At 65.4% G+C, this 26,731-nt stretch carries 26 protein-coding genes; 14 read left to right on the plus strand and 12 right to left on the minus strand.

Going from position 1 to position 26,731, the window contains the following annotated elements:
• Positions 1 to 38: 38 nt before the first annotated feature.
• From ACZ5BO_RS08865 to ACZ5BO_RS08885, 5 genes are all read right to left on the minus strand, one after another.
• Positions 39 to 1,292 carry an OprD family outer membrane porin gene (locus ACZ5BO_RS08865; protein WP_464699289.1) on the minus strand — a complete coding sequence of 418 codons (1,254 nt, stop codon included), beginning with the start codon at positions 1,290 to 1,292 and terminating at the stop codon, positions 39 to 41.
• Positions 1,293 to 1,545: 253 nt separating this feature from the next.
• Positions 1,546 to 2,688 carry an acyl-CoA dehydrogenase family protein gene (locus tag ACZ5BO_RS08870; protein ID WP_464699291.1) on the minus strand — a complete coding sequence of 381 codons (1,143 nt, stop codon included), beginning with the start codon at positions 2,686 to 2,688 and terminating at the stop codon, positions 1,546 to 1,548.
• 10 nt (positions 2,689 to 2,698) lie between these two features.
• Positions 2,699 to 3,883, minus strand: a complete 1,185-nt coding sequence (locus tag ACZ5BO_RS08875; protein ID WP_464699293.1) for an acyl-CoA dehydrogenase family protein — start codon at positions 3,881 to 3,883, stop codon at positions 2,699 to 2,701.
• 10 nt (positions 3,884 to 3,893) lie between these two features.
• Positions 3,894 to 5,075: an acetyl-CoA C-acyltransferase gene (locus ACZ5BO_RS08880; protein ID WP_464699295.1), complete on the minus strand. Its 1,182-nt coding sequence runs from the start codon at positions 5,073 to 5,075 to the stop codon at positions 3,894 to 3,896.
• Between the two features lie 17 nt (positions 5,076 to 5,092).
• Entirely contained in the window at positions 5,093 to 7,213 is a 2,121-nt protein-coding gene (locus tag ACZ5BO_RS08885; protein WP_464699297.1) for a 3-hydroxyacyl-CoA dehydrogenase NAD-binding domain-containing protein, read from the minus strand.
• Between the two features lie 309 nt (positions 7,214 to 7,522).
• Between ACZ5BO_RS08885 and ACZ5BO_RS08890 the strand changes: the two genes are divergently transcribed.
• The 7 genes from ACZ5BO_RS08890 to ACZ5BO_RS08920 all read left to right on the plus strand — a co-directional run bounded on the left by ACZ5BO_RS08890 (position 7,523) and on the right by ACZ5BO_RS08920 (position 14,225).
• Entirely contained in the window at positions 7,523 to 8,245 is a 723-nt protein-coding gene (locus ACZ5BO_RS08890) for a GntR family transcriptional regulator (protein WP_025127939.1), read from the plus strand.
• Entirely contained in the window at positions 8,242 to 9,030 is a 789-nt protein-coding gene (locus ACZ5BO_RS08895) for an SDR family oxidoreductase (RefSeq protein ID WP_464699299.1), read from the plus strand. Before ACZ5BO_RS08890 ends, ACZ5BO_RS08895 begins: the two co-directional genes overlap by 4 nt.
• 98 nt (positions 9,031 to 9,128) lie before the next feature.
• Positions 9,129 to 10,061, plus strand: coding sequence for a 3,5-dioxohexanoate:acetyl-CoA acetone transferase (gene kce, locus ACZ5BO_RS08900; RefSeq protein WP_464699301.1), 933 nt, complete (start codon positions 9,129 to 9,131; stop codon positions 10,059 to 10,061).
• Positions 10,062 to 10,142: 81 nt separating this feature from the next.
• Complete coding sequence (locus ACZ5BO_RS08905) at positions 10,143 to 11,477, plus strand: MFS transporter (protein WP_464699303.1); 1,335 nt, start codon at positions 10,143 to 10,145, stop codon at positions 11,475 to 11,477.
• A gap of 99 nt (positions 11,478 to 11,576) precedes the next feature.
• Complete coding sequence (locus ACZ5BO_RS08910) at positions 11,577 to 12,506, plus strand: LysR substrate-binding domain-containing protein (protein ID WP_464699305.1); 930 nt, start codon at positions 11,577 to 11,579, stop codon at positions 12,504 to 12,506.
• Between the two features lie 87 nt (positions 12,507 to 12,593).
• Positions 12,594 to 13,784 (plus strand): low temperature requirement protein A, encoded by a 1,191-nt coding sequence (locus ACZ5BO_RS08915; RefSeq protein WP_464699307.1) that lies wholly within the window; start codon positions 12,594 to 12,596, stop codon positions 13,782 to 13,784.
• Positions 13,785 to 13,865: 81 nt separating this feature from the next.
• The gene (locus ACZ5BO_RS08920; protein ID WP_025127945.1) at positions 13,866 to 14,225 is read left to right on the plus strand and encodes a 5-carboxymethyl-2-hydroxymuconate Delta-isomerase; all 360 of its coding nucleotides are present in this window, start codon (positions 13,866 to 13,868) and stop codon (positions 14,223 to 14,225) included.
• Positions 14,226 to 14,231: 6 nt separating this feature from the next.
• On the opposite strand, the gene ACZ5BO_RS08925 is transcribed toward ACZ5BO_RS08920, so the two are convergent.
• The 5 genes from ACZ5BO_RS08925 to ACZ5BO_RS08945 all read right to left on the minus strand — a co-directional run bounded on the left by ACZ5BO_RS08925 (position 14,232) and on the right by ACZ5BO_RS08945 (position 18,802).
• A complete protein-coding gene (locus ACZ5BO_RS08925) occupies positions 14,232 to 15,170 on the minus strand; it encodes a LysR family transcriptional regulator (RefSeq protein WP_025127946.1) in 939 nt (312 codons plus the stop codon).
• Positions 15,171 to 15,349: 179 nt separating this feature from the next.
• Positions 15,350 to 16,258: a DMT family transporter gene (locus tag ACZ5BO_RS08930; protein ID WP_464699309.1), complete on the minus strand. Its 909-nt coding sequence runs from the start codon at positions 16,256 to 16,258 to the stop codon at positions 15,350 to 15,352.
• 25 nt (positions 16,259 to 16,283) lie between these two features.
• Positions 16,284 to 17,468, minus strand: coding sequence for a cyanate transporter (locus tag ACZ5BO_RS08935; protein WP_025127948.1), 1,185 nt, complete (start codon positions 17,466 to 17,468; stop codon positions 16,284 to 16,286).
• 167 nt (positions 17,469 to 17,635) lie between these two features.
• Entirely contained in the window at positions 17,636 to 18,106 is a 471-nt protein-coding gene (gene cynS / locus ACZ5BO_RS08940; protein ID WP_025127949.1) for a cyanase, read from the minus strand.
• A 36-nt stretch (positions 18,107 to 18,142) separates the two neighbouring features.
• Entirely contained in the window at positions 18,143 to 18,802 is a 660-nt protein-coding gene (locus ACZ5BO_RS08945) for a carbonic anhydrase (protein ID WP_025127950.1), read from the minus strand.
• A 108-nt stretch (positions 18,803 to 18,910) separates the two neighbouring features.
• Between ACZ5BO_RS08945 and cynR the strand changes: the two genes are divergently transcribed.
• Entirely contained in the window at positions 18,911 to 19,801 is an 891-nt protein-coding gene (gene cynR / locus ACZ5BO_RS08950) for a transcriptional regulator CynR (protein WP_025127951.1), read from the plus strand.
• Here cynR and ACZ5BO_RS08955 read toward each other — a convergent pair.
• Positions 19,780 to 20,562 carry a transporter substrate-binding domain-containing protein gene (locus ACZ5BO_RS08955; protein ID WP_464699311.1) on the minus strand — a complete coding sequence of 261 codons (783 nt, stop codon included), beginning with the start codon at positions 20,560 to 20,562 and terminating at the stop codon, positions 19,780 to 19,782. The two genes, cynR and ACZ5BO_RS08955, sit on opposite strands and share 22 nt — an antisense overlap.
• Positions 20,563 to 20,742: 180 nt before the next feature.
• Here ACZ5BO_RS08955 and ACZ5BO_RS08960 point away from each other — a divergent pair, with 180 nt between their 5' ends.
• From ACZ5BO_RS08960 to ACZ5BO_RS08975, 4 genes are all read left to right on the plus strand, one after another.
• Positions 20,743 to 21,405 carry a class I SAM-dependent methyltransferase gene (locus ACZ5BO_RS08960; protein ID WP_464701214.1) on the plus strand — a complete coding sequence of 221 codons (663 nt, stop codon included), beginning with the start codon at positions 20,743 to 20,745 and terminating at the stop codon, positions 21,403 to 21,405.
• Between the two features lie 122 nt (positions 21,406 to 21,527).
• Positions 21,528 to 22,661, plus strand: a complete 1,134-nt coding sequence (rnd, locus tag ACZ5BO_RS08965; RefSeq protein ID WP_025127954.1) for a ribonuclease D — start codon at positions 21,528 to 21,530, stop codon at positions 22,659 to 22,661.
• A complete protein-coding gene (locus tag ACZ5BO_RS08970; RefSeq protein WP_025127955.1) occupies positions 22,658 to 22,951 on the plus strand; it encodes a YcgL domain-containing protein in 294 nt (97 codons plus the stop codon). The genes rnd and ACZ5BO_RS08970 overlap by 4 nt, the downstream gene beginning before the upstream one ends.
• A gap of 118 nt (positions 22,952 to 23,069) precedes the next feature.
• Positions 23,070 to 24,002, plus strand: coding sequence for a D-2-hydroxyacid dehydrogenase (locus ACZ5BO_RS08975; RefSeq protein ID WP_464699313.1), 933 nt, complete (start codon positions 23,070 to 23,072; stop codon positions 24,000 to 24,002).
• A gap of 113 nt (positions 24,003 to 24,115) precedes the next feature.
• On the opposite strand, the gene ACZ5BO_RS08980 is transcribed toward ACZ5BO_RS08975, so the two are convergent.
• Entirely contained in the window at positions 24,116 to 24,709 is a 594-nt protein-coding gene (locus ACZ5BO_RS08980) for a nitroreductase family protein (RefSeq protein ID WP_025127957.1), read from the minus strand.
• 274 nt (positions 24,710 to 24,983) lie between these two features.
• Here ACZ5BO_RS08980 and ACZ5BO_RS08985 point away from each other — a divergent pair, with 274 nt between their 5' ends.
• Together ACZ5BO_RS08985 and ACZ5BO_RS08990 are read left to right on the plus strand one after the other, a co-directional pair.
• Positions 24,984 to 25,433: a YcgN family cysteine cluster protein gene (locus ACZ5BO_RS08985; RefSeq protein ID WP_025127958.1), complete on the plus strand. Its 450-nt coding sequence runs from the start codon at positions 24,984 to 24,986 to the stop codon at positions 25,431 to 25,433.
• A gap of 45 nt (positions 25,434 to 25,478) precedes the next feature.
• Positions 25,479 to 26,711: a hypothetical protein gene (locus tag ACZ5BO_RS08990; RefSeq protein ID WP_464699315.1), complete on the plus strand. Its 1,233-nt coding sequence runs from the start codon at positions 25,479 to 25,481 to the stop codon at positions 26,709 to 26,711.
• Positions 26,712 to 26,731: the final 20 nt, after the last annotated feature.

Below are 26,731 nucleotides of genomic sequence, written 5' to 3' on the forward strand. Positions count from 1 at the left end.
CGAAGCTGCCGGCCATTGCCGGCAGCCGGGTTTTGGGGTTACCAGAGCTTGACGCTGTAATCGACGATCAAGCGGTTTTCATCCACGTTGGCACTGTAGTTGGCGCGGTACATCACGTTGCGCCAACGCAGGCCGAGGTCCTTGAACGGGCCGTTCTGGATCACATAGGCCAGGTCGGTATCGAGTTCGCGCTCCCGGGCGTGCTGCTGGCCGATCCTGAATTCATTGCTGCGCACATAACGGCTCATCAGGCTCAGGCCGGGCAGGCCGGCGGCTGCGAAATCATAGCGGTAGCGCAGTTGCCAGGAGTCTTCCCCAGCGTTGACGAAGCTCTTGTAGGTCGAGGTATTGAACCCATAGGGGTCGGTGCCGCTGATGAATGGCATGCCGCTGCGCCCGCTCTGGTCCTGATAGATGAAGCTCAGGGCATGGCCCCGATAGGTCAGGGTTTGCATGACCCCCAGGTTACGGTTGTCGACCTCGGCCTGGCCCAGGCCGGCGCTGTGGAAGTAGCGCACTTCGGACTTCAGCGAGAGGTTCCTGGCCAGCGGCACATGGTGGGTCAGGTTGCCGTAGTGCTGGCGGTAGTTGTCCTGCAGTTCGGCATAGAAGTAGCTGGCCTTGAGCGCATCGCTGAAGGCGTAGCCGGCACCGCCGTAGCTGAAGCGGTCGCTGTCGACCCGGCCAGCGACCTGCCGGCCGTTTCTGGCCAGGGCGGACATCTGCAGGTCTTCCTGGTCGGTCGAGTTGCGCTGGCGCACGCTGGCGAAGCGGCCCAGGGTCAGGGACAGGTCCTGGAGATCATTGGACACCCACTGCGCGCCGTTGAAGGTCTGCGGCAGCAGGCGGGTGTCGTTGCGAAAGGCCACCGGCAGCAAGGGTTCGTGGCTGCCGAGGCTCAAGACACTCTTGGCGACCCGGGCCTTGGCGGTCACCCCGAACGACCCGTACCGGTCGGCCACATCGCCGCTGCGGTCTGCCAGCAACGCTCCGGTATGGGCCGTGCCGCCACCGGAGTCGAGCTTGATGCCCAGCAGGCCGAGCCCGTCGACCCCGAGGCCGAGCGTGCCATCGGTGAACCCCGACTGGTAGCGCAGGATGAAGCCCTGGGCCCATTCCTCGGCCTTGTTCTGTGGCGGGCGATCGCCATGGAAGTCGCGGTTCATGTAGAAGTTGCGCGCGCCCAGGGTCAGCTGGCTGTCTTCGATGAACTGTGCCTGGCACACCAGTGGCAGCACGCAGCCGCCCACCAGAGTGGAAAAGGGCAGGGAAGGGATGGATATGGATTGCATGGTGTTCACCTGTCTTGTTGTTTTTATAGTGATGTGCGGCTATGCCGGGGTTGAGCCGGCCCTGTGAAACCTAGGGGGCGACTGCTATCGACCCCGCCAGGGGACGGGGTCGATGAGCAGGCAAGGTGGCAATGGCTTGCCGGGGAAAGGGAAGGTCAGTGCCGTGTGCCGGCGTTGGCTGCGCCCAAGGCAAGGACGGCGGCGACACCTCGGGCCCTGGCGACGGGGGCCTGTCGTCGCCGGCGTTTGGCGTTCACAGCGCCTGTTCTTGGCCGAGGGCGATATAGCGCTGCAGGTGGTGGTCCTCATCGCCCAACTGGTGGTCGATCATTACCAGGCGCTTGGCGTAATGGGCCAGGGGCAGCTCCCAGGTCATGCCGATACCGCCATGCAGCTGGATGCACTCCTCGGCCACCAGGGTGCCGATGCGGCCGATGCTGACCTTGGCCGCCGACAGTGCCCGTTCGCGGGTCAGCCGGTCGGCATCCAGGGCCGCGGCGGCGTTGATCACTGCCGAGCGTGCCTGTTCGATTTCCAGCAGCAACACCGCCATGCGATGCTGCAGCGCCTGGAAACTGCCGATCGGCCGGCCGAACTGCTGGCGGGTACGCAAGTAGTCCAGGGTCGCCAGCTTGGCCGCCTCCATCGCCCCCAGTGCTTCGGCACACAGCGCCAGCAAGCCCTGGCCGATGCAGTGCTCAAGGAGGGCGTGGCCCTGGTGCAAGGTGCCGAGCAAGGCCTGCTCCGGCAGGTTGAGGTTGTTCAGCCGCACTTGTGCGACGGGGCCGCCATCGTGGGTCGGAACCTGGTGGATCTCCAGCCCCTGGGCGTCGCCGGGCACCAGGAACAACGAGATGCCCTCGCGCTCATCGACGGCTCCCGCCGTGCGCGCGGCGACCACCAGCAACCCGGCCTGGGCGCCGTGCAAGACCAGGCTCTTGATGCCGTTCAGGCGCCAGCCGGTGCCGTGCGCCTCGGCGCGACAGGCGATCCGCTGGGTTTCATAGTGGCTGTCGGGTTCCTCGTGGGCCAGAGCGGCAATCAGGCTGCCGTCGATGATGCTCGCCAGGTGGCCTTTGTGTTCCTCGGTGCCGCCCAGGGCTATGGCACCGCCAGCCAGCACGGCGCTGCCCAGCAGCGGCTCCACCAGCAGCCCGCGGCCCAGGGCCTCGAAGACCAGGGCCAGGTCGAAACCGCCACCACCAAAGCCGCCATCGGCCTCGCTGAAGAGGGCGCCGATTACCCCCAGGTCTGCCAGCTGCTGCCAGATCTCGGGGTTGTAGCCCAGGTCCGTGGCCAGGCTTTGCAGGCGTTTGTCGAGGTTGTACTGCTGTGCGATAAAGCGGTTCAAGCTGTCGGCGAGCATGCGCCGTTCTGCGCTGTGTTCGAAGTTCATGTGCGCGCCCTCAGAGCCCGAGAATCATTTTCGAGATGATGTTTTTCTGGATTTCATTGGAGCCGCCGAAGATCGACAGCTTGCGGTTGTTGAAGTACTGCGCCGTCGCGTTGCTGGCGAAGCCATGGCCCTGGTCCAGGGTCCGGTCGTCCTCGTCGATCACCAGCCGGGCTGCCGGCCCCATGGCCCGGCGCAGCAGCGAGGTCAGTTCCTGGCGGATCTCGGTGCCGCAGATCTTCAGCATCGAGCTTTCCGCCCCCGGGGCGCCGCCGCCGGCGACCGCGGCGATCACCCGCAGGTTGGTGGTCTTCATGTTCTCCAGGTCGATCTCGACCCGGGCCAAGCGGGCGGCGAAGGATGGATCCTCCAACAGGGGCCGACCGTTGCGGGTCCGTTGCGCGGCCAGGCGCTTGAGGCGCTGCAGCGCCGCCATGGACAAGCCGACCCCGGCGATGTTGGTGCGTTCGTAGGTCAGCAGGTACTTGGCGCAGGTCCAGCCCTTGTGCTCGTCGCCAACCCGGTTGGCCACCGGTACTCGCACGTCGGTGAAGAACACTTCGTTGATTTCATGATCCCCTTCCAGGGTGATGATCGGCCGCACCTCGACCCCGGGGCTGTTCATGTCGATCAGCAGGAAGCTGATGCCCTCCTGGGGCTTGGCTTCGCGGTCGGTGCGCACCAGGCAGAAAATCATGTTGGCGTGCTGGCCGAGGGTGGTCCAGGTCTTCTGGCCGTTGACCACATAGTGATCGCCGTCGAGCACGGCGGTGGTCTTCACGGCCGCCAGGTCCGAGCCGGCACCGGGCTCCGAGTAGCCCTGGCACCACCAGTGGCGGCCATCGAGGATGCGTGGCAGCCAATAGTCCTGCTGTTGCACGGTGCCGTACTTGATCAGCACCGGCCCCAGCATGTTGACCCCGAAGGGCACGATGCGCGGCGCGTTGGCCAGGCCGCATTCGAGTTCGAAGATGAACTTTTCCACCGGGCTCCAGCCCGGCCCGCCAAAGGCCACGGGCCAGTGGTTGGCCAGCCAGCCACGGGCGTTGAGGATCGCGTGCCATTGCGCCATGTCGTCCTTGGACAGGTGCGCGCCATTGGCGACCTTGTCCCGCAGGTGCGTCGGCAACTGTTCGGCGAGAAAGCCTTGCACCTCGTTGCGGAAGGCTTCTTCCTGTTCAGTGAAATTCAGGTCCATGTCGCTTTCCTCAATAGATTTCGAACAGCGCGGCGGCGCCCATGCCGCCGGCGATGCACATGCTGACCACGGCGTACTTGACCCCGCGGCGGCGGCCTTCGAGCAGCACATGGCCGGCCAGGCGGGCACCGGTCATGCCAAAAGGGTGGCCCAGGGCAATGGCCCCGCCGTTGACGTTCAGGCATTCGTCGGCGATGCCCAGGCGTTGCTGGCAATAGAGGGCTTGCGAGGCGAAGGCTTCGTTGAGCTCCCACAGGCCGATGTCATCGACCGTGAGGCCATGCCGGGCCAGTAGCCTGGGCACCGCGAACACCGGACCGATGCCCATTTCGTCGGGTTCGCAGCCGGCAACGGCCATGCCGCGAAACACCCCCAGGGGCTGAAGGTTGGCGCGGGAGGCTTCCCGCGCCTCCATCAGCACGCAGGCCGAGGCGCCATCGGACAGCTGCGAGGCGTTGCCGGCGCTGATGAATCGGTCCGGGCCCAGCACCGGTTCGAGTTTGGCCAGCGCCTCGTAGGTACTGCCGCGGCGGTTGCAGGTGTCGGCAGCGACCGTGACCGGCTGCTGGCTGATGGGGCCGCTGTGTTTGTCGGTCACGGCCATGGTGGTGGTGCAGGGAATGATTTCCGCCTGGTAGTGGCCGGCCAGTTGCGCGGCCTCGGTCTTGCGCTGGCTTTCCAGCGAGAAACGGTCCTGGGCCTCGCGGCTGATGCCGTAGCGGGCGGCGACGATGTCCGCGGTCTCGATCATCGGCAGGAACAGCTCCGGCTTGTGCTGCAGCAGCCAGGGGTCGAGGTCCGGGTCGTCGGTGCCACGGCCACGGATCTGGGAAATGCTTTCCAGGCCGCCGGCGATGATCGCCGGAACACCCTCGACCACGATGCGTCCCGCCGCCATGGCGATGGCTTGCAAGCCCGAGGCGCAGAAGCGGTTGACCGTGGTGCCGGCGATGCTGACGGGCAAGCCGGCGCGGATCACTGCCTGGCGGGCGATGTTGCGCCCGGTGGTGCCTTCGCCGTAGCCGCAACCGAGGATCGCGTCCTCGATCAGCCCGGGATCGATGCCGGCCCGCTCGACCGCGGCGCGCACGGCGAAGGCGGCAAGGGTCGGGCCGGGGGTGATGTTGAACTCGCCACGGTGGGCCTTGGTCAGGGGCGTGCGGGCAGTGGAGACGATAACGGCTTCGCGCATGGATCGATTTCCTGTGTTCAGTGGGCGTGGTTGAGGCTGTCGAAGTTCGCTTCGCGCTCCACCAGCGCCACCAGCAAGGGTGAGGGTTTCCAGAATTGCGGGTCGTCCTCGGCGAACTCGCGGATATCCGCCAGGACCTGGGGCAGGCCGTACTGGTCGGCATACTTGAGCGGGCCGCCGCGATAGCGCGGGAAGCCGTAGCCATGGATAAGCGCGATGTCCACATCCAGGGGCCGCAGGGCAATGCCTTCGTGCACCACGTTGGCGGCTTCGTTGATCATCGCGGCCATGTAGCGGCGGATGATTTGTGCGGCGCTGAAGGTGCGCGGGGTGATACCGGCGCGCTGGCGCTCGGCGTCGATGATCGCCAGCACCTCCGGGTCCTCGCTGGCGCTGCGCGGGCCCTGGGGATAGAGGTAGTAGCCGCGGCCGGTTTTCTGCCCGAACCAGCCGCGCTCGCAGAGCCGGTCGGCAACCTGTACATAGCGTGCCTTGGGGTCGCGGGTCGCGGCCTTGCGCTTGCGGGTCGCCCAGCCGATGTCGCCGCCGGCCAGGTCGGCCACCTGGAAGGGCCCCATGGGAAAGCCGAAGTCACGCAGGGCCTGGTCGATCTGATAGGGCGAGGCGCCGTCTTCGAGCATGGCGTCCACCGCCTGGCGATAGACCGCGAGGATCCGGTTGCCGATAAAACCGTCGCAGACCCCGGCGCGCACCGGCACCTTGTGCAGTTTTTTTGCCAGTTCGAAGGCCGTGGCCACGACCTGCGCGGCGACCTTGGCCGGGACCACGATCTCCAGCAGCTTCATGATGTTGGCGGGGGAGAAGAAGTGCAGGCCGATGACGTCGGCGGGGCGCGAGATGCTCTGGGCAATGACGTTGATATCCAGGTAGGAGGTGTTGCTGGCCAGCACCGCGCCGGCCTTGCACACCCGGTCCAGCTCCTTGAACACCGCCTGCTTGGCGGCCATGTCCTCGAAGACCGCCTCGATCACCAGGTCGGCCTGGGCCAGTGCCCGGTAGTCGATGCTGGCACTGAAGCGGGCCAGGGTGGCGGCCTTGTCCACCGCGCTCAGGCGACCCTTGTCGATCAACCCGTCATAGACCTTCTCGACGTTGCCACGGCCACGGGCCAGGGCGGCCTGGTCGCGCTCGATCATGGTCACCTGCAGGCCGGCGTCGAGGGCAGCCACGGCGATGCCGGCGCCCATGGTGCCGCCACCGACCACGCCGATCTGTTCAAGGGCGCGAGGTGCTGCGGCGCGGGTTTCCGGAGCCTTGAGCACCTCGCGCTCGGCGAAGAAGGCATGCACCAGGCCGGCCCGCTGCGGGCTGTCGAGGCATTCCAGGAACAACCGGCGTTCTTCTTTCAGGCCGTCCTCGAACGGCCGGTCGAGGGTGGCCTCGACGGCCTGGATGATGTGGTGCGGAGACAGCAAGCCGCGGGATTTCTTGCCGGCCTGCTCGCGGGCGGCCGCAATGGCGGCCCGCTGGGGGGCCAGGTCGCTCAGGGCCAGGGCATCCCGGGTGCGCCTGGCACCGGCCTGGTTCGCCAACAATTGGCCCAGGTAGGCCAGGCCTTCGGCCTGGGCATCGTCGCTGTCACCCAGGCGGTCCACCAGGCCCAGCTCCAGGGCTTGCTCGGCACTCAGGTGGCGGCCGCTGAGCATCAGCTCCAGGGCCGCCTTGGCACCGATCAGGCGTGGCAGGCGTTGGGTGCCACCGGCGCCCGGCAGCAGGCCAAGCTGAACCTCCGGCAGGCCAAGCCGTGCACCGCGTACGGCCAGCCGATAGTGCGCGGCGAGGGCGACTTCCAGGCCGCCGCCCAACGCCACGCCATGGATCGCCGCAACCACGGGCTTGGCGCAAGCCTCGATGCGCTTGACCAGCTCCGGCAGTGCCGGAGGCTGGGGCGGCTTGCCGAACTCGCGGATATCGGCGCCGCCACAAAAGTGCCGGCCGGCACCCAGTATCAGGATGCCTTCGACCGCCGGGTTGTCGGCCGCGCTATCGAGGGCGGCCAGCAGCCCGCGCCGGACTTCGACCCCGAGGGCGTTGACCGGTGGGTTATCGAGGGTCAGCACCAGGATGGATTCGTGCAACGTGGATTCGACGGTGGGCAGGGGGGTGTCGCAACTCATTGCAGAAGTCTCCGGGTGAAGGGCAGTGAGAGGCTGGCGAGCGCGGTGTGCTTTCAAAGTGACGAATAGCGCGGCAAGCCATTAATGATGGGTCTTGTTTCGCTCTATGGGCCAGCGTGTGCAAATTATCCTGTCACCAATAAATAATGCGGTCAATACGGAATATGGTTTCGCAGAGCGGAACATGTAGATGTTTTTTTCTCTTTGAATCATGCCGTCGCCAATTCAGCGGTCCGACACCTGGTATTTGACATATTTGATTTGTGATCACATATTGCGAGCACAAGAACCACAACACAGGTACATCCCATGTCCGAAGGTCCTACCCGTCTGCCCTCATTGCGCCAGGTTGCTCGCGATACCTTGCAGGACCAGGTCTATCGCCAGATCCGCGAAGCCCTGATGAGCGGGCGCTTCCAGCCCGGTCAGAAGCTGACCATCCGCGGCCTGGCCGAAGCCCTGGGCTCGAGTCCGATGCCGGTGCGCGAGGCGCTGCAGCGCCTCAGTGCGGAAAACGCCTTTGAAGTCACCGAAACCTCGCGCCTGCGGGTGCGCATGATGACGGTGGAGCGCCTGCGGGAAATCCGCGATGCGCGGGTGGCCCTGGAAGGGTTGCTGGCGGAAAAGGCCGTGCAGCTCCTGCAAATGGACGATATGCAGGCCATTGCCGACCTCTGCCGGCAGATGCAGAAGGCGGCCGATGAAGTGGATGTGTCCCGCTACCTCTGGACCAACTTCGCCTTTCACCGGCGCATCTATGCCGTGGCCCAGGCCGAGCTGACCATGGCCGCGGTGGAGAACTTCTGGTTGCACATGGGCCCCTGCTTCGCCCTAGTGGCGCCGGACAAGGCCCACCTGCAACGCTCCATGCAGGCCCACGATCGAATTGTCGAGGCGCTGCGTGCCGGTGACGGGCCAGGGGCGCGGGCGGCGGTCACCGACGACATCATGCAGGCGGCGGATTCTCTCGGGCGCTTGCTGGCCAAGAGTGCCGGCGCATCGGCTGTCGCGGCCAAAGGAGGTCGGGCATGAGCGTCCTGCAGCGGTTGCAACCCTACCCGGGCTTGCGGGTGATGATTTCCGGCGGTGCCGCGGGCATCGGTGAAGTACTGGCCGCGGCCTACCTCGAAGCCGGCGCCCAGGTGCATGTGTGCGATGTCAGCGAGACGGCCCTGGCGGCATTTCGTCAGCGCTATCCCGCGGCGCTGGCGACCCGCACCGATGTCGCCGATCCGGCGCAGATCCAGGCGCTGTTCAGTCTCCAGCTGGAGCATTTCGGCGGCCTCGATGTACTGGTCAACAACGCCGGGATCGCCGGCCCCACCGCGGGCATCGATGAGGTCAGCGACCAGGACTGGCAGCGCACCATCGATATCAACCTGACCGCGCAATACCGCTTCGCCCACCACGCGGTGCCCCTGCTCAAGGCCTCGGACAAGGCCCACCTGCTGCACATCGCCTCGGTGGCCGGGCGCCTGGGCTACGCCTGGCGCACGCCCTATGCCGCCACCAAGTGGGCGATCGTCGGGCTGATGAAATCCCTGGCGGCGGAGCTGGGGGCCAGTGATATCCGGGTCAATGCGCTGTTGCCGGGGATTGTCGAGGGGCCGCGCATGGACGCGGTGATCCAGGCCCGGGCCCAGCAGACCGGGGTAGCGGTGGCCGAGATGCGCGAACAGTACCTGGAGAAGATTTCCCTCAAGCGCATGGTCAGCGCCGAAGACGTGGCGGCCATGGCGCTGTTCCTCTGTTCGCCGGCGGCGCGCAACGTCACCGGCCAGGCGATCAGCGTCGACGGCAACGTCGAATACCTCTAGCCGCGCAAGCAGCCCGCGCCGCTGCAGCCTTCAGCGGTGCATGCCATCAGCCACACCCTGGGATTTTTTTCATCAAGAATAAAAGTCGGAGTACCGTCATGCCTGGAAAAACACCTGTCATCATCACCTGCGCCGTGACCGGGGCGATCCACACCCCTTCCATGTCGCCCCATCTGCCGATCACCGCCGGGGAGATCGCCGCCGAGGCTATTGCTGCCGCCGAGGCCGGCGCGGCGATCGTGCACCTGCATGCGCGGGACCCGGAAGACGGCCGGCCGAGCCAGGACCCAGAGCTGTTCCGGCGTTTCCTGCCGCAGATCAAGGCCGCCAGTGACGTGGTGATCAACCTCACCACCGGCGGTGCGCCGACCATGGGCGTCGAGGAGCGCCTGCAACCGGTGCTGGAGTTCAAGCCGGAACTGGCGTCGCTGAACATGGGCTCGATGAATTTCGGGCTGTACGAAATGCTCAACCGCTTCACCGAGTTCAAGCATGACTGGGAGCGCCCGTACCTGGAGGACAGCGACGATCGGATCTTCCGTAATACCTTCCGCGATATCGCCCATATCCTCAGCGCCTGTGCCGAAAATCGCACTCGTTTCGAGATCGAGTGCTACGACATCGGCCACCTGTATACCGCGGCGCATTTCCGTGAGCGCGGCCTGCTCAAGGCACCGCTGTTCATCCAGTCGGTGTTCGGCCTGCGGGGCGGTATCGGTGGGCACCCGGAAGACCTGGCGCACATGCGCCGCACTGCCGACCGCCTGTTTGGCGATGCCTATCAGTGGTCGATTCTCGGGGCCGGACGCAACCAGATTCCCCTGGCGACCATGGGCCTGGCCATGGGCAGCCATGCCCGGGTCGGCCTGGAAGACTCGTTGTGGGATGGCCCCGGCAAGCTGGCGGCGAGCAACGCCGATCAGGTGCGCCGCATCCGCACGGTGATCGAGGCCCTGGGCGGCCGGGTGGCGACCCCGGACGAGGCCCGAGCCCTGCTCGGGCTCAAGGGGCGTGACCAGGTCGGTTTCTGACCCTCAGCCCGCTTCATGTCAGCGGTCCCGGCTCCTGGCCCGCTGACCATCCCGCATAACAATTACAAAGGGATATGCCCCATGAACACTGCAAGCACCACCGCCCCCCGGGATCAGCACCAGTTGACCCGCCTGATGTTCCTCAAGCTCATGCCGTTGTTGATCGCGGCCTATGTCCTGAGTTTTCTCGACCGCACCAACATTGCCCTGGCCAAGCACCAGCTGGATGTCGACCTGGGTATTTCCGCCGCGGCCTACGGACTGGGCGCCGGGTTGTTCTTTCTCACTTATGCGCTGTCCGAGGTGCCGAGCAACCTGATCATGCACAAGGTCGGCGCGCGGTTCTGGATTGCCCGGATCATGGTCACCTGGGGGCTGATCTCCGCCGCCATGGCCTTTGTCCAGGGCGAGACCTCGTTCTACGTGCTGCGCCTGCTGCTGGGCATCGCCGAAGCCGGGCTGTTCCCCGGGGTCATGCTGTACCTGACTTACTGGTTCGACCAGCAACAGCGGGCCCGGGCCACGGGCTACTTTTTACTCGGGGTGTGCCTGGCCAACATCATCGGTGGTCCACTGGGCGCGGCACTGATGAAGATGGATGGGCTCTTGGGCTGGCACGGCTGGCAGTGGATGTTTTTGCTCGAAGGGCTGCCGGCGGTGTTTTTCGCCTGGGTGGTCTGGCGGCGCCTGCCGGATCGTCCCAGCCACGCACCCTGGCTCACTGCCGAGGAAGCCCAAGCCATCGAACAACGCCTGGCCCGTGAGGCCGACGAGGGGGCGGGGCAGGCTGGGCACTCGTTCAGGCAATGCTTCACGCCACAGATCCTGCTGGCGATCTTCGTCTACTTCTGTCACCAGATAACCCTCTACACGGTGATCTTTTTCCTCCCCAGCATCATCAGCAAGTACGGCGCCCTGAGCCTCATGAGTGTCGGCCTGCTGACCTCGCTGCCGTGGCTCGCCGCGGCCCTGGGGGCAATCAGCCTGCCGCGCCTGGCCACCGACCCGCAGCGCGCCCGGCGCTTGCTGGTCAGTGGTTTGCTGGTGATGGCGGCGGGGCTGCTGATCGCCGCGTTTTCCGGGCCGGTCCTCAGCCTGCTGGGCTTCTGCGTGGCGGCGCTGATGTTCTTCGTGGTGCAGTCGATCATCTTCCTGTACCCGGCGTCGCGGCTCAAAGGTGCGGCCCTGGCCGGCGGCCTGGGTTTCGTCAACTCCTGCGGGCTGCTGGGCGGGTTTGTCGGTCCCTCGGTGATGGGAGTGATCGAGATGAGCACGGGCGATGCCATGAACGGCCTTAAGGTGATTGCCCTGGTGTTGCTGATCGCTGCCGTGGCGGCCTTGCGTCTGCGCCAGGGCCAGGAAGACCGGCGCCCCGTGGCGGCGACGGCGAAGGGCTGCCTGAGCAAGTCCTGCTGAGCCGCCTGTGAGCGCTGGCGTCCGGTCGCAGAACTTGCCTGGACGCCAACCCCCGGCCCTTTCTACACTGAGCACCGTCTGGGGAATGGGGCATCGCCGATGAATCGCAATGAACTGCGCAAGGCCGACATCAATCTGATGGTGGTGTTCGAGGCGCTGATGCTGGAGCGCAACGTCACCCGGGTGGCGGAAAAACTGTTTCTCGGCCAGCCCACCATCAGCTCGGCCCTCAATCGCCTGCGGGCGATGTTCAACGATCCGCTGTTCATCCGCGTTGGCCATCGCATGGAGCCCACGGCCCGTGCCGAGCAGATCATCCAGCACCTGTCGCCGGCCCTGGATGCGCTGTCCTCGGCCCTGAGCCTGACCCACGATTTCGACCCCGCCAGCAGCACCATGACTTTTCGCATCGGTCTTTCCGACGATGTCGAGTTCGGTCTGCTGCCGCCCTTGCTGCGGGCCTTGCGTCAGGAGGCACCGCAGGTGGTGGTCGTGGTCCAGCACGTGGATTACTGGCGGATTCCCGACCTGCTGGCCTCCGGCGACATCACCGTCGGCATCAGCCAGACCCGTGGCCTGCCGGCCAATGCCAAGCGCAAGCTGCTGCGCCATATCCAGCCCAGCGTGCTGCGGGCCGATGCCAGCGACACGCCGCTGACCCTGGACGAGTATTGCCAGCGCCCCCATGTGCTGGTGTCCCATACCGCCAACGTGTCCGGCTTTGCCGATGAGTGGCTGGCGGAGATCGGCCGCACCCGCCAGGTGGTGCTCTCGGTGCCGCAGTACAGCTCGTTGCCGGCCTTGCTCGCCGGTACCAAGCTGATTGCCAGCCTGCCCGATTATGCCGCGGCGGCCATGGCGGCCTCGGGGCAGTTGTACTGCGAGCCGTTCCCGTTCAAGACCCCGACCCTGGATCTGTCCATGGTCTGGCTCAGCCATGTCGACACCGACCCTGCCGAGCGCTGGCTGCGTTCGCGCCTGGAGGCTTTCATGAGCGAACGGGCCCCCCTGGCAGTGGCCGGCTCCTGATAGGCCCCGGCGGCTTGGCGTTGTTCCCGGCTGGCTGCTTTGCTGGGTGAGTCCCCTGTTCAAACCTCAGATCTGCGGAGAGTGTCCATGAGTCGTTCCCGTTCCCTGTTGCGTGGGCGTGGCAGCCACGACAGCGGCAAGGTTGGCATGGTCGAGCTGTTCTTCGACCTGGTGTTCGTGTTCGCCGTGACCCAGCTGTCCCACGCGTTGCTGGCGCACCTGTCCCTGGGCGGGGCGTTGCAGGTGGCCCTGCTGATGGTGGCGGTGTGGTGGGTGTGGATCTTCACCTCGTGGATCACCAACTGGCTGGACCCGGAAACCCTGCCGATCCGCCTCGGGCTGTTCGTGCTGATGGTGGCCGGGCTGTTGCTGTCTTCCTCGATCCCCCAGGCCTTTGGCGAGCGCGGCCTGCTGTTCGCCGGGGCCTATGTGTTCATGCAGGTGGGGCGCACCGCCTATTCGTTGTGGGCGGTGCGGGGCGAGGCGTTGAACATGACCCGCAACTTCCAGCGGATTCTCCTGTGGCTGATGTTCTCGGGCCTCTTCTGGATCGCTGGCGGCCTGCTGGAAGGACCTCAGCGGCTGTTGTGCTGGGGGCTGGCCCTGACCATCGAAGTGCTATCGCCGTCGCTGTATTTCTGGGTCCCGGGGCTGGGCCGCTCGACCCTCGAGGACTGGAACGTCGAAGGCAATCACATGGCCGAGCGCTGCGGCCTGTTCGTGATCATTGCCCTGGGCGAGTCGCTGCTGGTCACCGGCGCGACCTTCGCCGAGCTGCGCACCAGCGTCCAGGGCGTGCTGGGTTTCGTGGTGGCGGTGCTGGGCAGCATCGCCATGTGGTGGGTGTATTTCGACAGCGGCGCCGAGCGCGCCCACCACCGCATAGCCCACTCCGCCGACCCGGGACGCCAGGCCCGGATCGCCTACACCTACCTGCACCTGCTGATCGTCGCCGGGATCATTGTCAGCGCCGTGGCCGATGAGCTGGTGCTGGTGCATCCGGACCACGCCAGCCCAGCCGGGGTGCTGGTGATCATCGGCGGTCCCTGGCTGTTCCTGCTGGGCTGCGCGCTGTTCAAGTGGGTGATGAACGATCGGCTGTTGCCGCCGTTGTCGCACCTGGCGGGGCTGGGCTGTTTGCTGCTGTTGTTGCCGGCGGCCTGGAGCCAGGTGTTTTCCGCACTGGCCCTGGGCAGCCTGACCACCCTGGTGATGGTGCTCGTGGCGGCCTGGGAAACCCTGGCGCTGCGTGAACGGGTGGTCACGGCCGGGCAATAGGGCCAAGGGCTAATGCGACCGGGGGGGCGGCCTTGTGTAGTATGGAGCGCCTTTTACCCCTGACTGACCGGGAGCTCTGCCATGCCGCACCTGTACATGGAATACACCGCCAACCTGCCCCAGCTGGACGTCGACAAAGCGCTGTTGCGGCTCAACCACGGGCTGGTGGCATCCGGGCAGTTTTCCGATGAATTCGACATCAAGAGTCGGGCGCTGAAAGTCGAGTCGTTCCGGGTCGGTACGGGCCTGGGCGAGCGGGCTTTCGTCCACGTCAAGCTGGCCCTGCTCAGCGGCCGTTCGCCGGAGATCAAGAAGCAGCTGTCCGAGAGCCTGCTGGCAGTGCTGCAGGACCTGGCGCCCTGGCCGACCCAGCTTCAGGTGCAGTTGTGCGTGGAGATCATCGACATCGATCGTGCGGCCTACAGCAAGTCCACCAGCTGACGCTGACTAGCTCAGTTCCAGTTCGGCACAGACCTTGACCACCTGTTCGCGGAGCCAGGTCTGTGCGCTGTCCTGATCGGTGCGCTGGCTCCACTGCATGTCCAGGGTGAAGCCGGGCAGGCCGCTGGGGGCCTCGCAGTGATTGAACACCGCTTCATTGGCCAGCAACGCCTGGATGCGCCGCGGCAGGGTGAGGATGAAATCGGTGCCGGTGATCATCTTCAACGCCGCACTGTAGCTGTTGGAACGGGCGACGATCTGCCGCTTGTGGGCCTGCCGGGCCAGCCAGCCATCCACCATGTTGCTGTCCGAAGTCCAGGGCGTGGGAAACACATGACGCCGCTCGATGAAGGACTGCAGGCTGAATCGCGGTTCCTGGGGCGGTGTCGCACGCTTGTCGAACACGCACACCAGGTCGTCCTCCAGCAGCATCTGCGACTTGAAGTCGGCATGACTACGGTGGAAGTTCGGGCCGAAGCAGATCACCAGGTCGACACTGCCATCGCGCAGCTCTTCGGCGGGAATGTCGCTCTCCAGCTTCTGCACATTGACCGTTACCGGCAGGTCGGCATAGTCGAAGCCCCTGAGCAGGCGTGGCAGGATCAGCAGCTCGAAGTACTCCGGGGCGCAGAGGGTGAAGGTCACCGCCTGGCGGATCGGATCGAAGGCCGGGACGCCGCTGTGGCAGAGGTTGATGCTCTCGAGGATCTTCAGCACGTGGCCGTACATGCTGGTGGCCTTGTAGGTCGGGCGCATGCCGGTGCGGGTGTGGATGAACAGCTCGTCCTCGAAGCCGTTGCGCAGTTTCTTCAGGCAGTAGCTGACCGTCGACTGGCTGACACAGAGGGTTTCCGACACCCCGGTGACACTGCTTTGCTCGTACACGGCGATAAAGACCATGAGGTCCTGCATGTCGAGTTTTCTGAGCACATTGCTGATGAGCATCCGTTCCATCCCGCTGGGCACCTGGCGCCGGTGGCGCCAAACCGGGTCGATGCTAGCGGAACGATCGTCCTAGTTAAATGCCCGGGGGCGGGATTCGCGGACAGCATCGGGACATTAATTTCCGATAATACGACCTGCGCCTTTTCTGCCGGCAAATGCGTGTCCGGCAGCGGGCATTTTCAGGCCGTGGCGGTGCTCGGTCGGCTGCTGCGCACCAGCCCGAACATGCCCAGGGCCACCAGCAGCGCACCGAGTAATTCTCCGGGGCGGGGAGGCTGGCCCAGCCACAGCCAGTGGAACAGGGTCAGGCACAGGGTGCTCAGGTAGATGTAGGAAATCACCGTGGACGGAGCGATCACCCCAATCGCCCGGTGCAACAGCCAGAAGGTCGCCAGGGTGGCGAACAGGGCCAGGTACAGCAGCCACAGCAGGTCGTTGCCACTCAGCAGCACGCCACTGCGCCAGCCGCCACTGGCCAGGCTCGTGGCAAACAGGAACAGCGCACCGAAGAGCATGTTCCAGAAGGTCATGGCGGCCGGGCTGCGACCCTGCAGGCTGTGGGCCTTGAAGCGCTGGCTGAGGGGCGAGTACAGGGCCATGGCCAGGCAACCCAGGGCGTACACCCCCATGGCGTACAGCGATGGCAGTTGCCCGGCGGCTCCCCCTTTGAGAATCAGCAGCAGGGCCCCGGCGCCGGCCACCAGCATCGGCAGCAATCGGCGTTGCTGGCCGTTGCCGGGCAGCAGCCAGGCCTCGAACAGCAGCGTCAGCAAGGGCACCAGCGTGAACAGGGTCCCGGTATTGACGGCCGAGGTGTAGCGCAGTGCCTCGAACAGCGAACCGAAGTACAGCGCCAGCAATAACCCGAGCACGGCATGGGCGCGCAAGCCGGCCAGGGTCGTTGGCGAGGTGCCTTTGAGCCACAGCAGCGGCAGGAACATCAGCGCCGAGAACAGCAGGCGCAGGGCGGTCAGCAGCACCGGGTCGATGGCCTGGCTGACCTGGGCCGCGGCGAAGAACGAGGCGGCGATCAGCAGGGTCCAGAGCAGCATGCCGAGGTTGGCCTGGGTAAAGCTCACAGGGTTCATCAACGCCTCCCGGGCGTCTGGTGCTTCAGCGGATGTGCTGGGCGTAGTGGCGTGGATTGAAGCGCAGCACCATGAGGATCATCAGCAGCATCACTGCGGTCAGCGACCACCAGGCCCATTCGAAGCTGCCGAGCTGGTCGCGGATCATCCCCGCCAGCAGCGGCGACAGGCCGGCGATCAGGTAGCCGATGCCCTGCACGAAGGCGGTCAGGCCGCCGGCGCGACGCGGGTCGGGCAAGTGGTCGAGGGAGACGATCAGGCTCATGGGAAACAACCCGCCAATGCCCAGGCCCAGCAGGCACGGCCAGAGCAGGCTGAGGTGTTGCGGGCTGAGGATCAGGCCGCAGAACCCGGCGATGATCAGCAGCAACAGGATCACCAGCACCCGGCGCCGATCCTGGCTGCGGTTGGCGATGGCCGGCGTGACCAGCCCGGAGATCACTTCCATGGCGGTGAGAAAACCCAGCAACAGGCCGGCGTTCTGTTCGCTCCAGCCGTTCTCCACGTAATAGGGCGCCAGCCAGGCCAGCACGCAGGTGTAGGAGGCGGTGCCGAGGCCGAAGAACACCGCCAGCAGCCAGGCTCGACGGTTGCCGACAAAGGATTCGCGCCCGGCGCTGGCGGCGGGCAGGCGGGGCAGGGCGGATCGTTGGGCGTACCAGAACCCCAGGGCCAGCAGGGCCAGGGCGGCCCAGATCGCCAGCGCCAGGCGCCAGCTGCCGCTGTGATTCATCACCAGTGGGGCAAAGGACGCCGCAATGGCCGCGCCGCCCATGATCGAGGTGACATACAGGCCCATGAACAGCGAGACGTTGTCGGCAAAGCGCGACTTGATCAGCGCCGGCATCAGGGCCTGGATCAGGGCGATACCGATGCCCGCCAGTACCGCGCTGAGAATCAGTTCGGCCGCCGAGTCCATGAACAGCCGCGAGACCGTGGCCAGGCCGATGATCAACAGCGACAGGACCACGGTACGGTGTTCGCCCAGGCGCTGGCTGATGCCCATGCCGAAGAACATCGCCAGGCCCATGGCCATGACCGGCAGCATGGTCAGCAAGGAGGCCAGGCTGAAACTCAGGGGGATTTCGCCACGGATGCCCGAGAGCAGGGGGCCGACAGCGGCCATCGACGGTCGCAGATTGAGCGCCACCAGTACCACACTGGCCATCAGCCAGAGGGCGGGGCGGGAGTTTGCACGCACGTTTTCCATAATCAGGCCTTCAAGGAACAGGGGCTGATTAGGCGTTGGCGGGCGGGGGAGGGGCAAATCAGAAAGTCTGCAGGGCGACCTAAAAACTAAATAGCAGAGCAGCAGCTGCAAGCTGCAAGCTTCAAGCGGCAAGCTTGAGGCTTGCGGCTTGAAGCTTGCCGCTGACCTTAGAACGGTTTGGTTGGCAGGTATTTGCCGTCCAGGGTGATCACGGCGCGGGAGCCACCTTCGGGGTCTTCGACTTTCTTGATGTCCAGCTTGAAGTTGATGGCGCTGATGATGCCGTCGCCGAATTGTTCGTGGACCAGGGCCTTGAGGGTCGAGCCGTAGACCTGGAGCATTTCATAGAAGCGGTACACCGTCGGGTCGGTGGGGATGCCACCGGCGATGCTGCCGCGCAGCGGGATGCTCTGCAGCAGGCGGCTGGCGTCCTGGTCCAGGTCGAGCTTGGCGCACACCCGGTCGGCGGCCTCGGCGGGCAGGGCATGCTGGCCCAGCAGGGCCGCGGTGACGAAGGCCAGGCTCAGCCCGGTGCCGTCGGCAAGCTCCTGCCACGACAGATTCTTGCGCGCCTTGGCGTCGATGATGGTATCGGCCAGGGCCAGGCGGGGGGCTTGGGCGAATTGTGATTGCAGCATGGGGCGGTTCCTCTTGGGTGACGAAACGGGCGCTGTTCAGGCAGCGCTGGATGGGTGGCTGGCCAGGGCACAGGTGTGCGGGTGTTCGGCCAGGGAAACGAAGTGCTGATGGTTGCCGTCGAGGGCGGCGATGGCGCCGCTTTCGATGTCATACACCCAGCCGTGCAGGTTCAGCCGGCCCTGTGCCAGGGCCAGGGCTACCGAAGGGTGCGTCTTCAGGTTAGCCAGCTGGGCGATGACGTTGTCCCGTACCAGGGCATCCAGGTGTTCGGCGATGGAGCTGTGGTGGCGGGCGGCATTGATCACCCTGGCCGAGTCGGCGTGGCGCAGCCAACTGGCTACGGCGGGCAGGTGGTCGAGGCACGTGCACTTGGCAATGGCGGTCATGGCGCCGCAGTCGGAGTGGCCACAGATGACGATATCGCTGACCCCCAGTACCGCCACTGCGTACTCCACGGTGGCCGACACGCCGCCGGGCTCGGGGCCGTAGCCGGGCACGATGTTGCCGGCGTTGCGGATCACGAACAGGTCGCCGGGTTCTTGCTGGGTCAGCAGTTCCGGAACCACCCGGCTGTCGGAGCAGGTGATGAACAGCGTGCCCGGGTTCTGGGTACTGGCCAGTTGCTTGAACAGTGCGCTGCGCTGGGGAAAGGCTTCGCGCTGGAACTTGAGGAAGCCGTCGATGATGTTCTGCATGGGGTTCTCCTTGCGTCGCTGATGGGGCAAGGATGGGAGTTTTCGGCTATAGGGTCCAAGATCGGTTTATTATGCTTTCCATAAGTACTGCCTATAGTTGGAGTCGTCATGCTCTTGCGTCATATCCGTTACTTGCTGGCCGTGGCCGAGCACTGCAACTTCACTCGTGCCGCTGAGGCACTGCATGTATCGCAACCGACCCTGTCGCAACAGATCAGGCAGTTGGAGGAATCGCTGGGGGCGCCGCTGTTCGACCGTTCCGGGCGCAGCGTGCGCCTTACCGATGCCGGCCAGGCCTATGTCGCCTATGCCCGTCGTGCCCTGCAGGACCTGGAGGCGGCCAGGCGGGCGATCCACGATGTACAGGACCTGAGCCGTGGCACTCTGAAACTGGCCATGACCCCGACTTTCACCGCCTACCTGACCGGGCCCTTGCTCAGTCGCTTCAATCAGCGTCATCCAGGTATCGACCTGGGCATCGAGGAAATGCCCCAGGACCGCCTGGAAGCGGCTCTGGCCGAAGACCGGGTGGACCTGGGGATTGCCTTTGCCGGCGGGCACCTGGCGGAGATCGAGCCTCAGCCGCTGTTCAGCGAGACCCTGAGCCTGATGGTCGGCCCGCAATGCCCCGAGCAGGGCCGCCGCCCCTTGAGTGCCGCAGCGCTGGGCCGCCAGTCCCTGGTGCTGCTCGGTGCGGATTTCGCCACCCGCCGGCACATCGACCTGTATTGCCGGCAGCAGGGCATCGCGCCACGCATTGCCGTCGAGGCCAACTCGGTCAGTGCAATTGTCGAGATCGTCCGCCACGGCCCCCTGGCGACCCTCCTGCCCAGTTCCATCGCCAGTACCCAGCCGGGGTTGCGCACCCTGGCCCTGCGCTCACCGCCGGCGCCGCGCAATGTGGTGCTGCTGGAGCGCAAGGGCGCCTATCGCAGCGCCGCCTGCCAGGCCTTCCGGCAGATGCTGCTGGAGGGCGATCAGGGCGCCGCCAGCCACTGATTCACCACCTGCTCGTAGGCACCGGTGGCCTTGCTCAGGTGCAGCCACTGGTCGACGTAGCTCTTCCAGGCCATATCGTCCCGGGGCAGCAGGAAGGCTTTCTCGCTGTATTGCAAATAGCGCTCGGGGTTGACTGCGCACAGCCCCGGCTTGCGCTTTTGCTGGAAGCGCGCCTCCGAGGCGTCGGTGATCATCACGTCGGCCTGCTTGGCCAGCAGTTGATCGAAGATCGTCACGTTGTCGGCGAACAGGGTCAGGCTGGCCTTGGGCAGGCGGGCCCGGGCGAAGACTTCGTTGGTGCCTCCCGGCGGTTCGATCAGGCGCACCGAGGGCTGGTTGATCTGCTCCAGGGTCTGATAGCGCTGCACATCCTCGCAGCGCACCAGGGGAATCTTGCCGTCGATGGCCAGGGGCTGGCTGAAGAAGGCTTTTTTCTGCCTTTCCAGGGACACCGAGATACCGCCCACAGCGATGTCGCACTGCTGGCTCTGGAAGTCGGCCATCAAGGTCTTCCAGGTGCTGTTGATCCACTGCACCCGCACTCCGAGGCTCTGGGCCAGGGACTCGGCCATGGCGATATCGATGCCTTCGTAGCGCCCGTCCTCGCGCAGGTAGCTGTAGGGCTTGTAGTCGCCGGTGGTGCAGACCTTCAACTGACCCCGTTCGAGCACCTGGTCCAGGTGCGAGGTCGGGGTCTGGGCGAAGCTGAGGGCCGGGGCGCTGAGGCCCAGGAGGGTGCAGAACAGGAAACGGGGCAACATGGAATCTTTCCTTTAGTGGCCGGCAAAAGAAGGGGCCGGAGCATTATTGGTGCCGCCTTGCGACCAGGCAAGGCTGTACGGGGCCTGGATCTTCGATCGCCCTTCGAACGGCTTTCGACCTTTTTTTCACGAACGACTGGTTAACCTGCAATTCTGGATTCCAACATGAGTTCGCCTGTCATGCCGTCCCACCCCCCACCGTCCATCGAACTGGAGTTCGCTCGGCGCTATGACCAGGAGCACGCCCGCGTCTGCGGCGAGCCCCGGCCTGCCGGGCTTGGCGCGCGCCTGACGCTCTGGCGCACGGCGCGCCTGGTGCGCCATGCCCTGAAGGTGGCCGGCGAGCCGGGCCTGATCCTCGACGTGGCCTGCGGTGCCGGACGCTATTGGCCGGTACTGGCGGAGCATGGCAACCGGGTGATCCTGGCGGCGGACCCGTCCCAGGAGATGCTGCAGCACGCCCAGACCCATCACCCGGCCAGCCTGATGAAGCGGGTCAAGACCTTCCACAGCTCGGCCTTCGACATCGGCCTGTCGGCCAATGCAGTGGACAGCATCATCTGCATGCAGTTGTTCGCCCATGTGGCCCGTGGTGAAGATCGCCTGGCACTGCTGGGGGAGTTCTACCGGGTCAGCCGCGATTCGGTGATAGTCGCCACTCGGGTCAAGTCCTTCTTCAAGATCGGCGGGGCCCTGTCGGAAGAGGCCGGCATGTCTGCCCTGGTGAACAAGGTGCAGTTGGAGGCCGAGTTCAAGCAGGCCGGCTTTGAGGTGCTCGGCCATCAGGATTTCCTGCCCGGTTTCGTGTCTGCGCGGGTGTATGTGCTGAGAAAGCAGGGCTAGTCCAGGCTCCCGGACTATTCTTGCTCGGCCGCAGAGGGTTTCGCACTGGCTCTTGTCGGGTGAATGCTCGGAAATCCCTGGCGGCGATATATACTGCGCGCCATTCTTCAAGGGAGAGCCGTGTGGCCATCGATATACATTGGATTCGCGACAACGATAGCCTCGGTCAGCTTTGCGCCGAATGGCAGCAGCTGCCATTCGTTGCCCTCGACACCGAATTCATGCGGGTCGACACCTTCTATCCCATTGCCGCCCTGCTGCAGATCGGCGATGGACAGCGCGCCTACCTGATTGACCCTTTGACCATCGACGACTGGCAGCCCCTGGCCGCCCTGCTGGAGAACCCGGCGGTGGTCAAGGTGGTGCATGCCTGCAGCGAGGACCTCGAAGTCCTGTTGCGCCTGACCGGCAGCCTGCCGGCACCGTTGTTCGACACGCAACTGGCGGCGGCCTACCTGAACCTGGGCTTCTCCATGGGGTATTCGCGCCTGGTGCAGGAAGTCCTGGGCATCGATCTGCCCAAGGGCGAGACCCGCTCCGACTGGCTGCAGCGCCCGCTGTCGGAGACCCAGGTCAGCTACGCCGCCGAAGACGCCGTGCACCTGGCCCAGGTGTTCACCGAACTGCGGCCGAAGCTGTCCGAGGACAAGTACCGCTGGGTGCTGGAAGACGGCGCCGAGCTGGTGGCCAACCTGCGCCGTGAAGTGGACCCGTACGAGCTCTACCGCGAGGCCAAGCTGGCCTGGAAACTGTCCCGGGCCCAGCTGGTGGTGCTGCGTGAACTCTGTGCCTGGCGCGAGCGTGAAGCCCGAGCCCGCAACCTGCCGCGCAACCGTATCGTGCGCGAGCATGCGCTCTGGCCCCTGGCCAAGACCCAGCCGGATAACCTCTCGGCCCTGGCCAAGATCGAGGACATGCACCCGCGTACCGTGCGCCAGGACGGCGAGTTCCTGCTCGACCTGATCAAGCGCGCCGCCAGCGTCGGCCCTGATCAATGGCCGCCAGCAGTGCCCGAGCCCTTGCCGATCGAAGCCTCGGCCTTGCTCAAGCGCCTCAAGGCGGTGGGCCAGGCTGAAGCCGAACGGCTGCAGATCGCCCCGGAAGTGATGCTGCGCAAGAAGACCCTGGAAAGCCTGCTCAAGAGCGGCTACCCCAACGGGCCCTACCAATTGCCTGATTCGCTGCGTGGCTGGCGCCGCGAATTGATGGGCCAGGCGCTGTTGGACAGCCTGGCCACCGCTGGAGAACAGCCTTGAAACGTATCTGCTCCATCTACAAAAGCCCGCGCAAGAACGAGATGTACCTCTACGTGCTGAAAAGCGAGGCCCTGGAACGCGTGCCGGAAAACCTGCTGCAGGCCTTCGGCAAGCCGCAACACGCTTTCGACCTGGTGTTGTCTCCCGAGCGCAAGCTGTCTCGCGAGGACATCCACCAGGTGCTGGAGAATCTCGACAAGCAGGGCTATCACCTGCAGATGCCACCGGCGGAAGACGAGTACATCGAGCACCTGCCTGAAGAGCTGCTGCGTCGCAATGATCCGGTCTGACCTGTAGACGCTCGGTCCCGAGCGTCGCGCAAGTGCAATTGACTAACCTGGCAGCCACCTTGATCGATGGAGCGAAACTCCGTCGGTGGTTGCCTGCACCGTTTTTAAGGTTTGAACCATGCGCGTTCTGATTGCCGAACACGATCACGCTGTCTACACCCGCCTGTTGCGTCAGGCGGTCCCGGAGCTGGAAGTGCTGAGCAGCGGCGACTCTGCCGAGCTGGCGCGGCTGGCGGCCGACTGCCCGGTCTGGCTGGGGCAGCCGGACCTGCTGGCGACCCTGCTGCGCCAGGGCCACCAGCCCCAGTGGCTGCAGTCCACCTGGGCCGGCATTACCCCGTTGCTGGCCGACGGCCTGCCCCGGCATTACCGCCTGACCCGGGCGGTGGGCATCTTCGGCCAGGTGATGGCCGAGTACGTGCTGACCTACATCCTCGGCCACGAACGCGAAGTGCTGCCGCGGCTGGTCAGCCAGGTCGAGCGCAAGTGGGACAACCGCCTGGGCCAGAGCCTGGTGGGGCGCAAGGTGCTGATCGTCGGTACCGGGGACATCGGCCAGAGCGTGGCGCAGTTCCTGCTGCCGTTCGGGGTGAAGTTGTACGGCATCGCCAGCCAGGCCCGGGAACAGGCGCCGTTCATCGAAGTGGCCGGCCTGGAAGAGCTGGGACGCCTGGTGGGGGAGGTGGATTATGTGGTCAACCTGCTGCCCAACACGCCGAGCACCCACGACCTGTATGACGCGGCGCTGTTCAAGCAGTTCAAGCCCACCGGGCTGTTCATCAATGTCGGGCGGGGCGTTGCGGTGGTCGATGCGGACCTGGTGCAGGCGCTCAAGGACGGCCACCTGGCGGGTGCGGTCATCGATGTCTGCCGCCAGGAACCGTTGCCGCAGCGGCACCCGTTCTGGACTGCCTGGGGCCTGCTGTTGACCGGCCATAGCTCGGCACCGACTTCGCCGGAACTGATGGTGCAGTTGTTCGTCGATAACCTGCGGGCCTATGAGGCCCGGCAGGCGTTGCGCGGTGAAGTGGATTTCGCCCGCGGCTATTGAGAGGGGCCTGGCCGTAGGAGCGAGCTTGCTCGCGAAGCCCAGCAGGGCGCCGCGCTTGCCTGGCAAGCGTGGCTGTCGCGAGCGCGCTTGCTCCTATACAACCGATTGGCCTGTTACAGGCTGAAATCGCCTTCGGCCGCGGTTTCGCTCAGAGGGCGGCGCGGGCTTGGTTCTTCGCGGGCCTGCAGGTAGTCGGCCAGGGTCGACTTGTCGCCCAGCTTGCCCACGGCCACGGCCGCGTGCAGGGCGTAGCCTTCGGGAATCTTCAGCTCCTTGCGGGTCAGTTCCTGGTCGAAACCGGCCATGCCGTGGGTGTGCCAGCCACTGAGGCTGGCCTGCAGCGCCAGGTGGCCCCAGGCCGAACCGGTGTCGAAGGTGTGCCACAGGGCCGGGGTTTCTTCAGTGGCGCCGGGGACGGTGAAGGTGGTTTTCGAGATCACGATCACCAGGGCCGAGGCGTGCTGCGCCCAGCCACGGTTGAATTCGTTGAGCAGGCCAAGGAAGCGCTCCCAGTTTGGCGTGTCGCGCCGTGCATAGAGGAAGCGCCAAGGTTGCGAGTTGTAGGCCGAAGGCGCCCAGCGTGCGGCCTCGAAGAAGCTCAGCAGGGTTTCTTCCGGGATGTTTTCGCCGGTGAAGGCTCGTGGCGACCAGCGCTGGGTGAACTGCGGGTGGATGGCGTAGTCGGCAACGCGAGTGTTGGCGCTCATGGAAAATCTCCTGGCAACATTTGAGAATGATGGAATAAACCGGCAGGCGCAGTTGAGCTGAGCGAAGGGGTATTCCTGACCCCGCGCGATCTACCGGGTGCAACGCGGTCGAGCGTTAATGGCACACGGACGTGGGTCGGTCCGAGGGGCAAAGCTACTGTGCCCATTGCCCGCTGACAAGCCCCTGACTACCGACAGTCGTAAGCGCTTGGCCCGCCGGGTCTTCGGCACTAGACTGGCGGCCTTTTCACCCTCGGATACTGATGCTTGAGCCATGGCCGCCAAAGTCGAACCTTTCTGGATACGCAAAACCCTCGAACAACTCGATTCGCAGGAATGGGAGTCGTTGTGCGATGGCTGCGGTCTGTGCTGCCTGCAAAAGCTTGAGGACGAAGACGACAACAGCGTCTATTACACGCGTATCGCCTGCAAGCTGCTGGACCTGAAGACCTGCCAGTGCAGTGACTACGCGAATCGCCGCGAGTCGGTGCCCGACTGCATCCAGCTGACCCCGGGCAAGGCCGACGAATTCAAGTGGCTGCCGCCCACCTGCGGCTACCGCCTGGTGAGCGAGGGCAAGGACCTGCCGCTCTGGCACCACCTGGTGTGCGGCGATCGCGATGCGGTGCATCACGAGCGTATTTCCCAGTCCGGGCGCATGCTCGCCGAAGGCAGCGTGGCGGAAGAGGATTGGGAGGATCATCTTATTTTCCGCGCCGGCTGAGGATGGGCCGCGTCAGCTTGAGGATTTCAACAGCAAGGAGTGGGTATGAGGGTGGGGGCGAAGCTGTCGCTGGCCGTATTGGCCCTGGTGCTGAGCGCATCGGCTTGGGCGAAGAAGGTCGATCTGGATTATCACGTGCGCTTCCTGCCCCAGAGCGATCAGGCCGAAGTGCGCCTGACCCTGGCCGAGGGTTCGGCCCTGCGCAGCCTGGATTTCGACCTGGGCAAGGGCGGCGACTACAGCGACTTCAAGGCTGATGGCCAATGGCAGGCTGCGGCTGTCGAGGCCGGTGGCCAGCGCGGGATCTGGCGTCCCGCCAGCGGCAAGGCCAGCCTGAGCTACCGCGTGCGCCTGAGCCACAGCATCAAGCAGGGCAGCTACGACAGCCGCAGCACCGCCCACTGGGCTTTGCTGCGGGGCGAAGCGCTGGTGCCCCCGGCCCGCCTGGACCAGCAGGACGGTATTGAACTGGTGTCGCGCCTGGACTTTGAGCTGCCCGCCGGCTGGAAAAGCATCGAGACCGCCTGGCCACGTATCGGCAAAAATCGCTTTCGCATCGACAACCCCTCGCGGCTGTTCGATCGCCCCGCTGGCTGGATGCTCGCCGGCAACCTGGGCAGCCGTCGCACGCGCCTGGGGCAAACCGAGGTCAGTGTGGTCTCGCCCCTGGGCCAGGGCATGCGGCGCATGGATATCCTGACCCTGCTGACCTTTGTCTGGCCCCAGGTGCAGGCGGTGTTTCCCCGTCAGCCGGGCAAGCTGCTGATTGTCGGTGCTGCCGACCCCATGTGGCGCGGTAGCCTGGCGGGGCGGGATTCGCTGTTCCTGCACAGCCGCTTGCCCCTGGTCAGCGAGAGTGGCAGCAGCCCACTGCTGCGGGAGCTGGTGCAGTCATTGGCGCGGATCAACGACAGCCAGCGCAGCGACTGGATCAGCGAAGGCCTGGCGGAGTACTACGGCATCGAACTGTTGCGCCGAGCCGGGGGCATCAGCGACGAGCGCTACGAGGTGCTGCACAAGCGCCTGGTTCGGGACAGCCACCAGGTCAGCAGCCTGCGAGGCGAGCAGGTGGACAGCGCGGTGGTCGCCAAGGCGGTGCTGCTGTTGCAGGAGCTGGATCGGGAAATTCGCCTGAAGACCCGCAACAAGCGTTCACTGGATGATGTGCTGCAAGCGGTGATGCGCCTGGAAAGCGTCAGCACCGCCGAGTTCGTGCAGCTGAGTGAAAGCGTGCTGGGCGAGTCGTCCAGGGTCCTGGACAGTTCCTTGCTGCACTGATTCGCCGGCACCGCTGAAAG

Source organism: Pseudomonas sp. FFPRI_1 (genome assembly GCF_055384485.1).

What these genes read in the sequence shown, in the direction of transcription:
- ACZ5BO_RS08865 (WP_464699289.1), bottom strand. Translation starts at nt 1,292, where the DNA reads ATGCAATCCATATCCATCCCTTCCCTGCCCTTTTCCACTCTGGTGGGC.
- ACZ5BO_RS08870 (WP_464699291.1), bottom strand. Translation starts at nt 2,688, where the DNA reads ATGAACTTCGAACACAGCGCAGAACGGCGCATGCTCGCCGACAGCTTG.
- ACZ5BO_RS08875 (WP_464699293.1), bottom strand. Translation starts at nt 3,883, where the DNA reads ATGGACCTGAATTTCACTGAACAGGAAGAAGCCTTCCGCAACGAGGTG.
- ACZ5BO_RS08880 (WP_464699295.1), bottom strand. Translation starts at nt 5,075, where the DNA reads ATGCGCGAAGCCGTTATCGTCTCCACTGCCCGCACGCCCCTGACCAAG.
- ACZ5BO_RS08885 (WP_464699297.1), bottom strand. Translation starts at nt 7,213, where the DNA reads ATGAGTTGCGACACCCCCCTGCCCACCGTCGAATCCACGTTGCACGAA.
- ACZ5BO_RS08890 (WP_025127939.1), top strand. Translation starts at nt 7,523, where the DNA reads ATGTCCGAAGGTCCTACCCGTCTGCCCTCATTGCGCCAGGTTGCTCGC.
- ACZ5BO_RS08895 (WP_464699299.1), top strand. Translation starts at nt 8,242, where the DNA reads ATGAGCGTCCTGCAGCGGTTGCAACCCTACCCGGGCTTGCGGGTGATG.
- kce (WP_464699301.1), top strand. Translation starts at nt 9,129, where the DNA reads ATGCCTGGAAAAACACCTGTCATCATCACCTGCGCCGTGACCGGGGCG.
- ACZ5BO_RS08905 (WP_464699303.1), top strand. Translation starts at nt 10,143, where the DNA reads ATGAACACTGCAAGCACCACCGCCCCCCGGGATCAGCACCAGTTGACC.
- ACZ5BO_RS08910 (WP_464699305.1), top strand. Translation starts at nt 11,577, where the DNA reads ATGAATCGCAATGAACTGCGCAAGGCCGACATCAATCTGATGGTGGTG.
- ACZ5BO_RS08915 (WP_464699307.1), top strand. Translation starts at nt 12,594, where the DNA reads ATGAGTCGTTCCCGTTCCCTGTTGCGTGGGCGTGGCAGCCACGACAGC.
- ACZ5BO_RS08920 (WP_025127945.1), top strand. Translation starts at nt 13,866, where the DNA reads ATGCCGCACCTGTACATGGAATACACCGCCAACCTGCCCCAGCTGGAC.
- ACZ5BO_RS08925 (WP_025127946.1), bottom strand. Translation starts at nt 15,170, where the DNA reads ATGCTCATCAGCAATGTGCTCAGAAAACTCGACATGCAGGACCTCATG.
- ACZ5BO_RS08930 (WP_464699309.1), bottom strand. Translation starts at nt 16,258, where the DNA reads ATGAACCCTGTGAGCTTTACCCAGGCCAACCTCGGCATGCTGCTCTGG.
- ACZ5BO_RS08935 (WP_025127948.1), bottom strand. Translation starts at nt 17,468, where the DNA reads ATGGAAAACGTGCGTGCAAACTCCCGCCCCGCCCTCTGGCTGATGGCC.
- cynS (WP_025127949.1), bottom strand. Translation starts at nt 18,106, where the DNA reads ATGCTGCAATCACAATTCGCCCAAGCCCCCCGCCTGGCCCTGGCCGAT.
- ACZ5BO_RS08945 (WP_025127950.1), bottom strand. Translation starts at nt 18,802, where the DNA reads ATGCAGAACATCATCGACGGCTTCCTCAAGTTCCAGCGCGAAGCCTTT.
- cynR (WP_025127951.1), top strand. Translation starts at nt 18,911, where the DNA reads ATGCTCTTGCGTCATATCCGTTACTTGCTGGCCGTGGCCGAGCACTGC.
- ACZ5BO_RS08955 (WP_464699311.1), bottom strand. Translation starts at nt 20,562, where the DNA reads ATGTTGCCCCGTTTCCTGTTCTGCACCCTCCTGGGCCTCAGCGCCCCG.
- ACZ5BO_RS08960 (WP_464701214.1), top strand. Translation starts at nt 20,743, where the DNA reads ATGCCGTCCCACCCCCCACCGTCCATCGAACTGGAGTTCGCTCGGCGC.
- ACZ5BO_RS08975 (WP_464699313.1), top strand. Translation starts at nt 23,070, where the DNA reads ATGCGCGTTCTGATTGCCGAACACGATCACGCTGTCTACACCCGCCTG.
- ACZ5BO_RS08980 (WP_025127957.1), bottom strand. Translation starts at nt 24,709, where the DNA reads ATGAGCGCCAACACTCGCGTTGCCGACTACGCCATCCACCCGCAGTTC.
- ACZ5BO_RS08985 (WP_025127958.1), top strand. Translation starts at nt 24,984, where the DNA reads ATGGCCGCCAAAGTCGAACCTTTCTGGATACGCAAAACCCTCGAACAA.
- ACZ5BO_RS08990 (WP_464699315.1), top strand. Translation starts at nt 25,479, where the DNA reads ATGAGGGTGGGGGCGAAGCTGTCGCTGGCCGTATTGGCCCTGGTGCTG.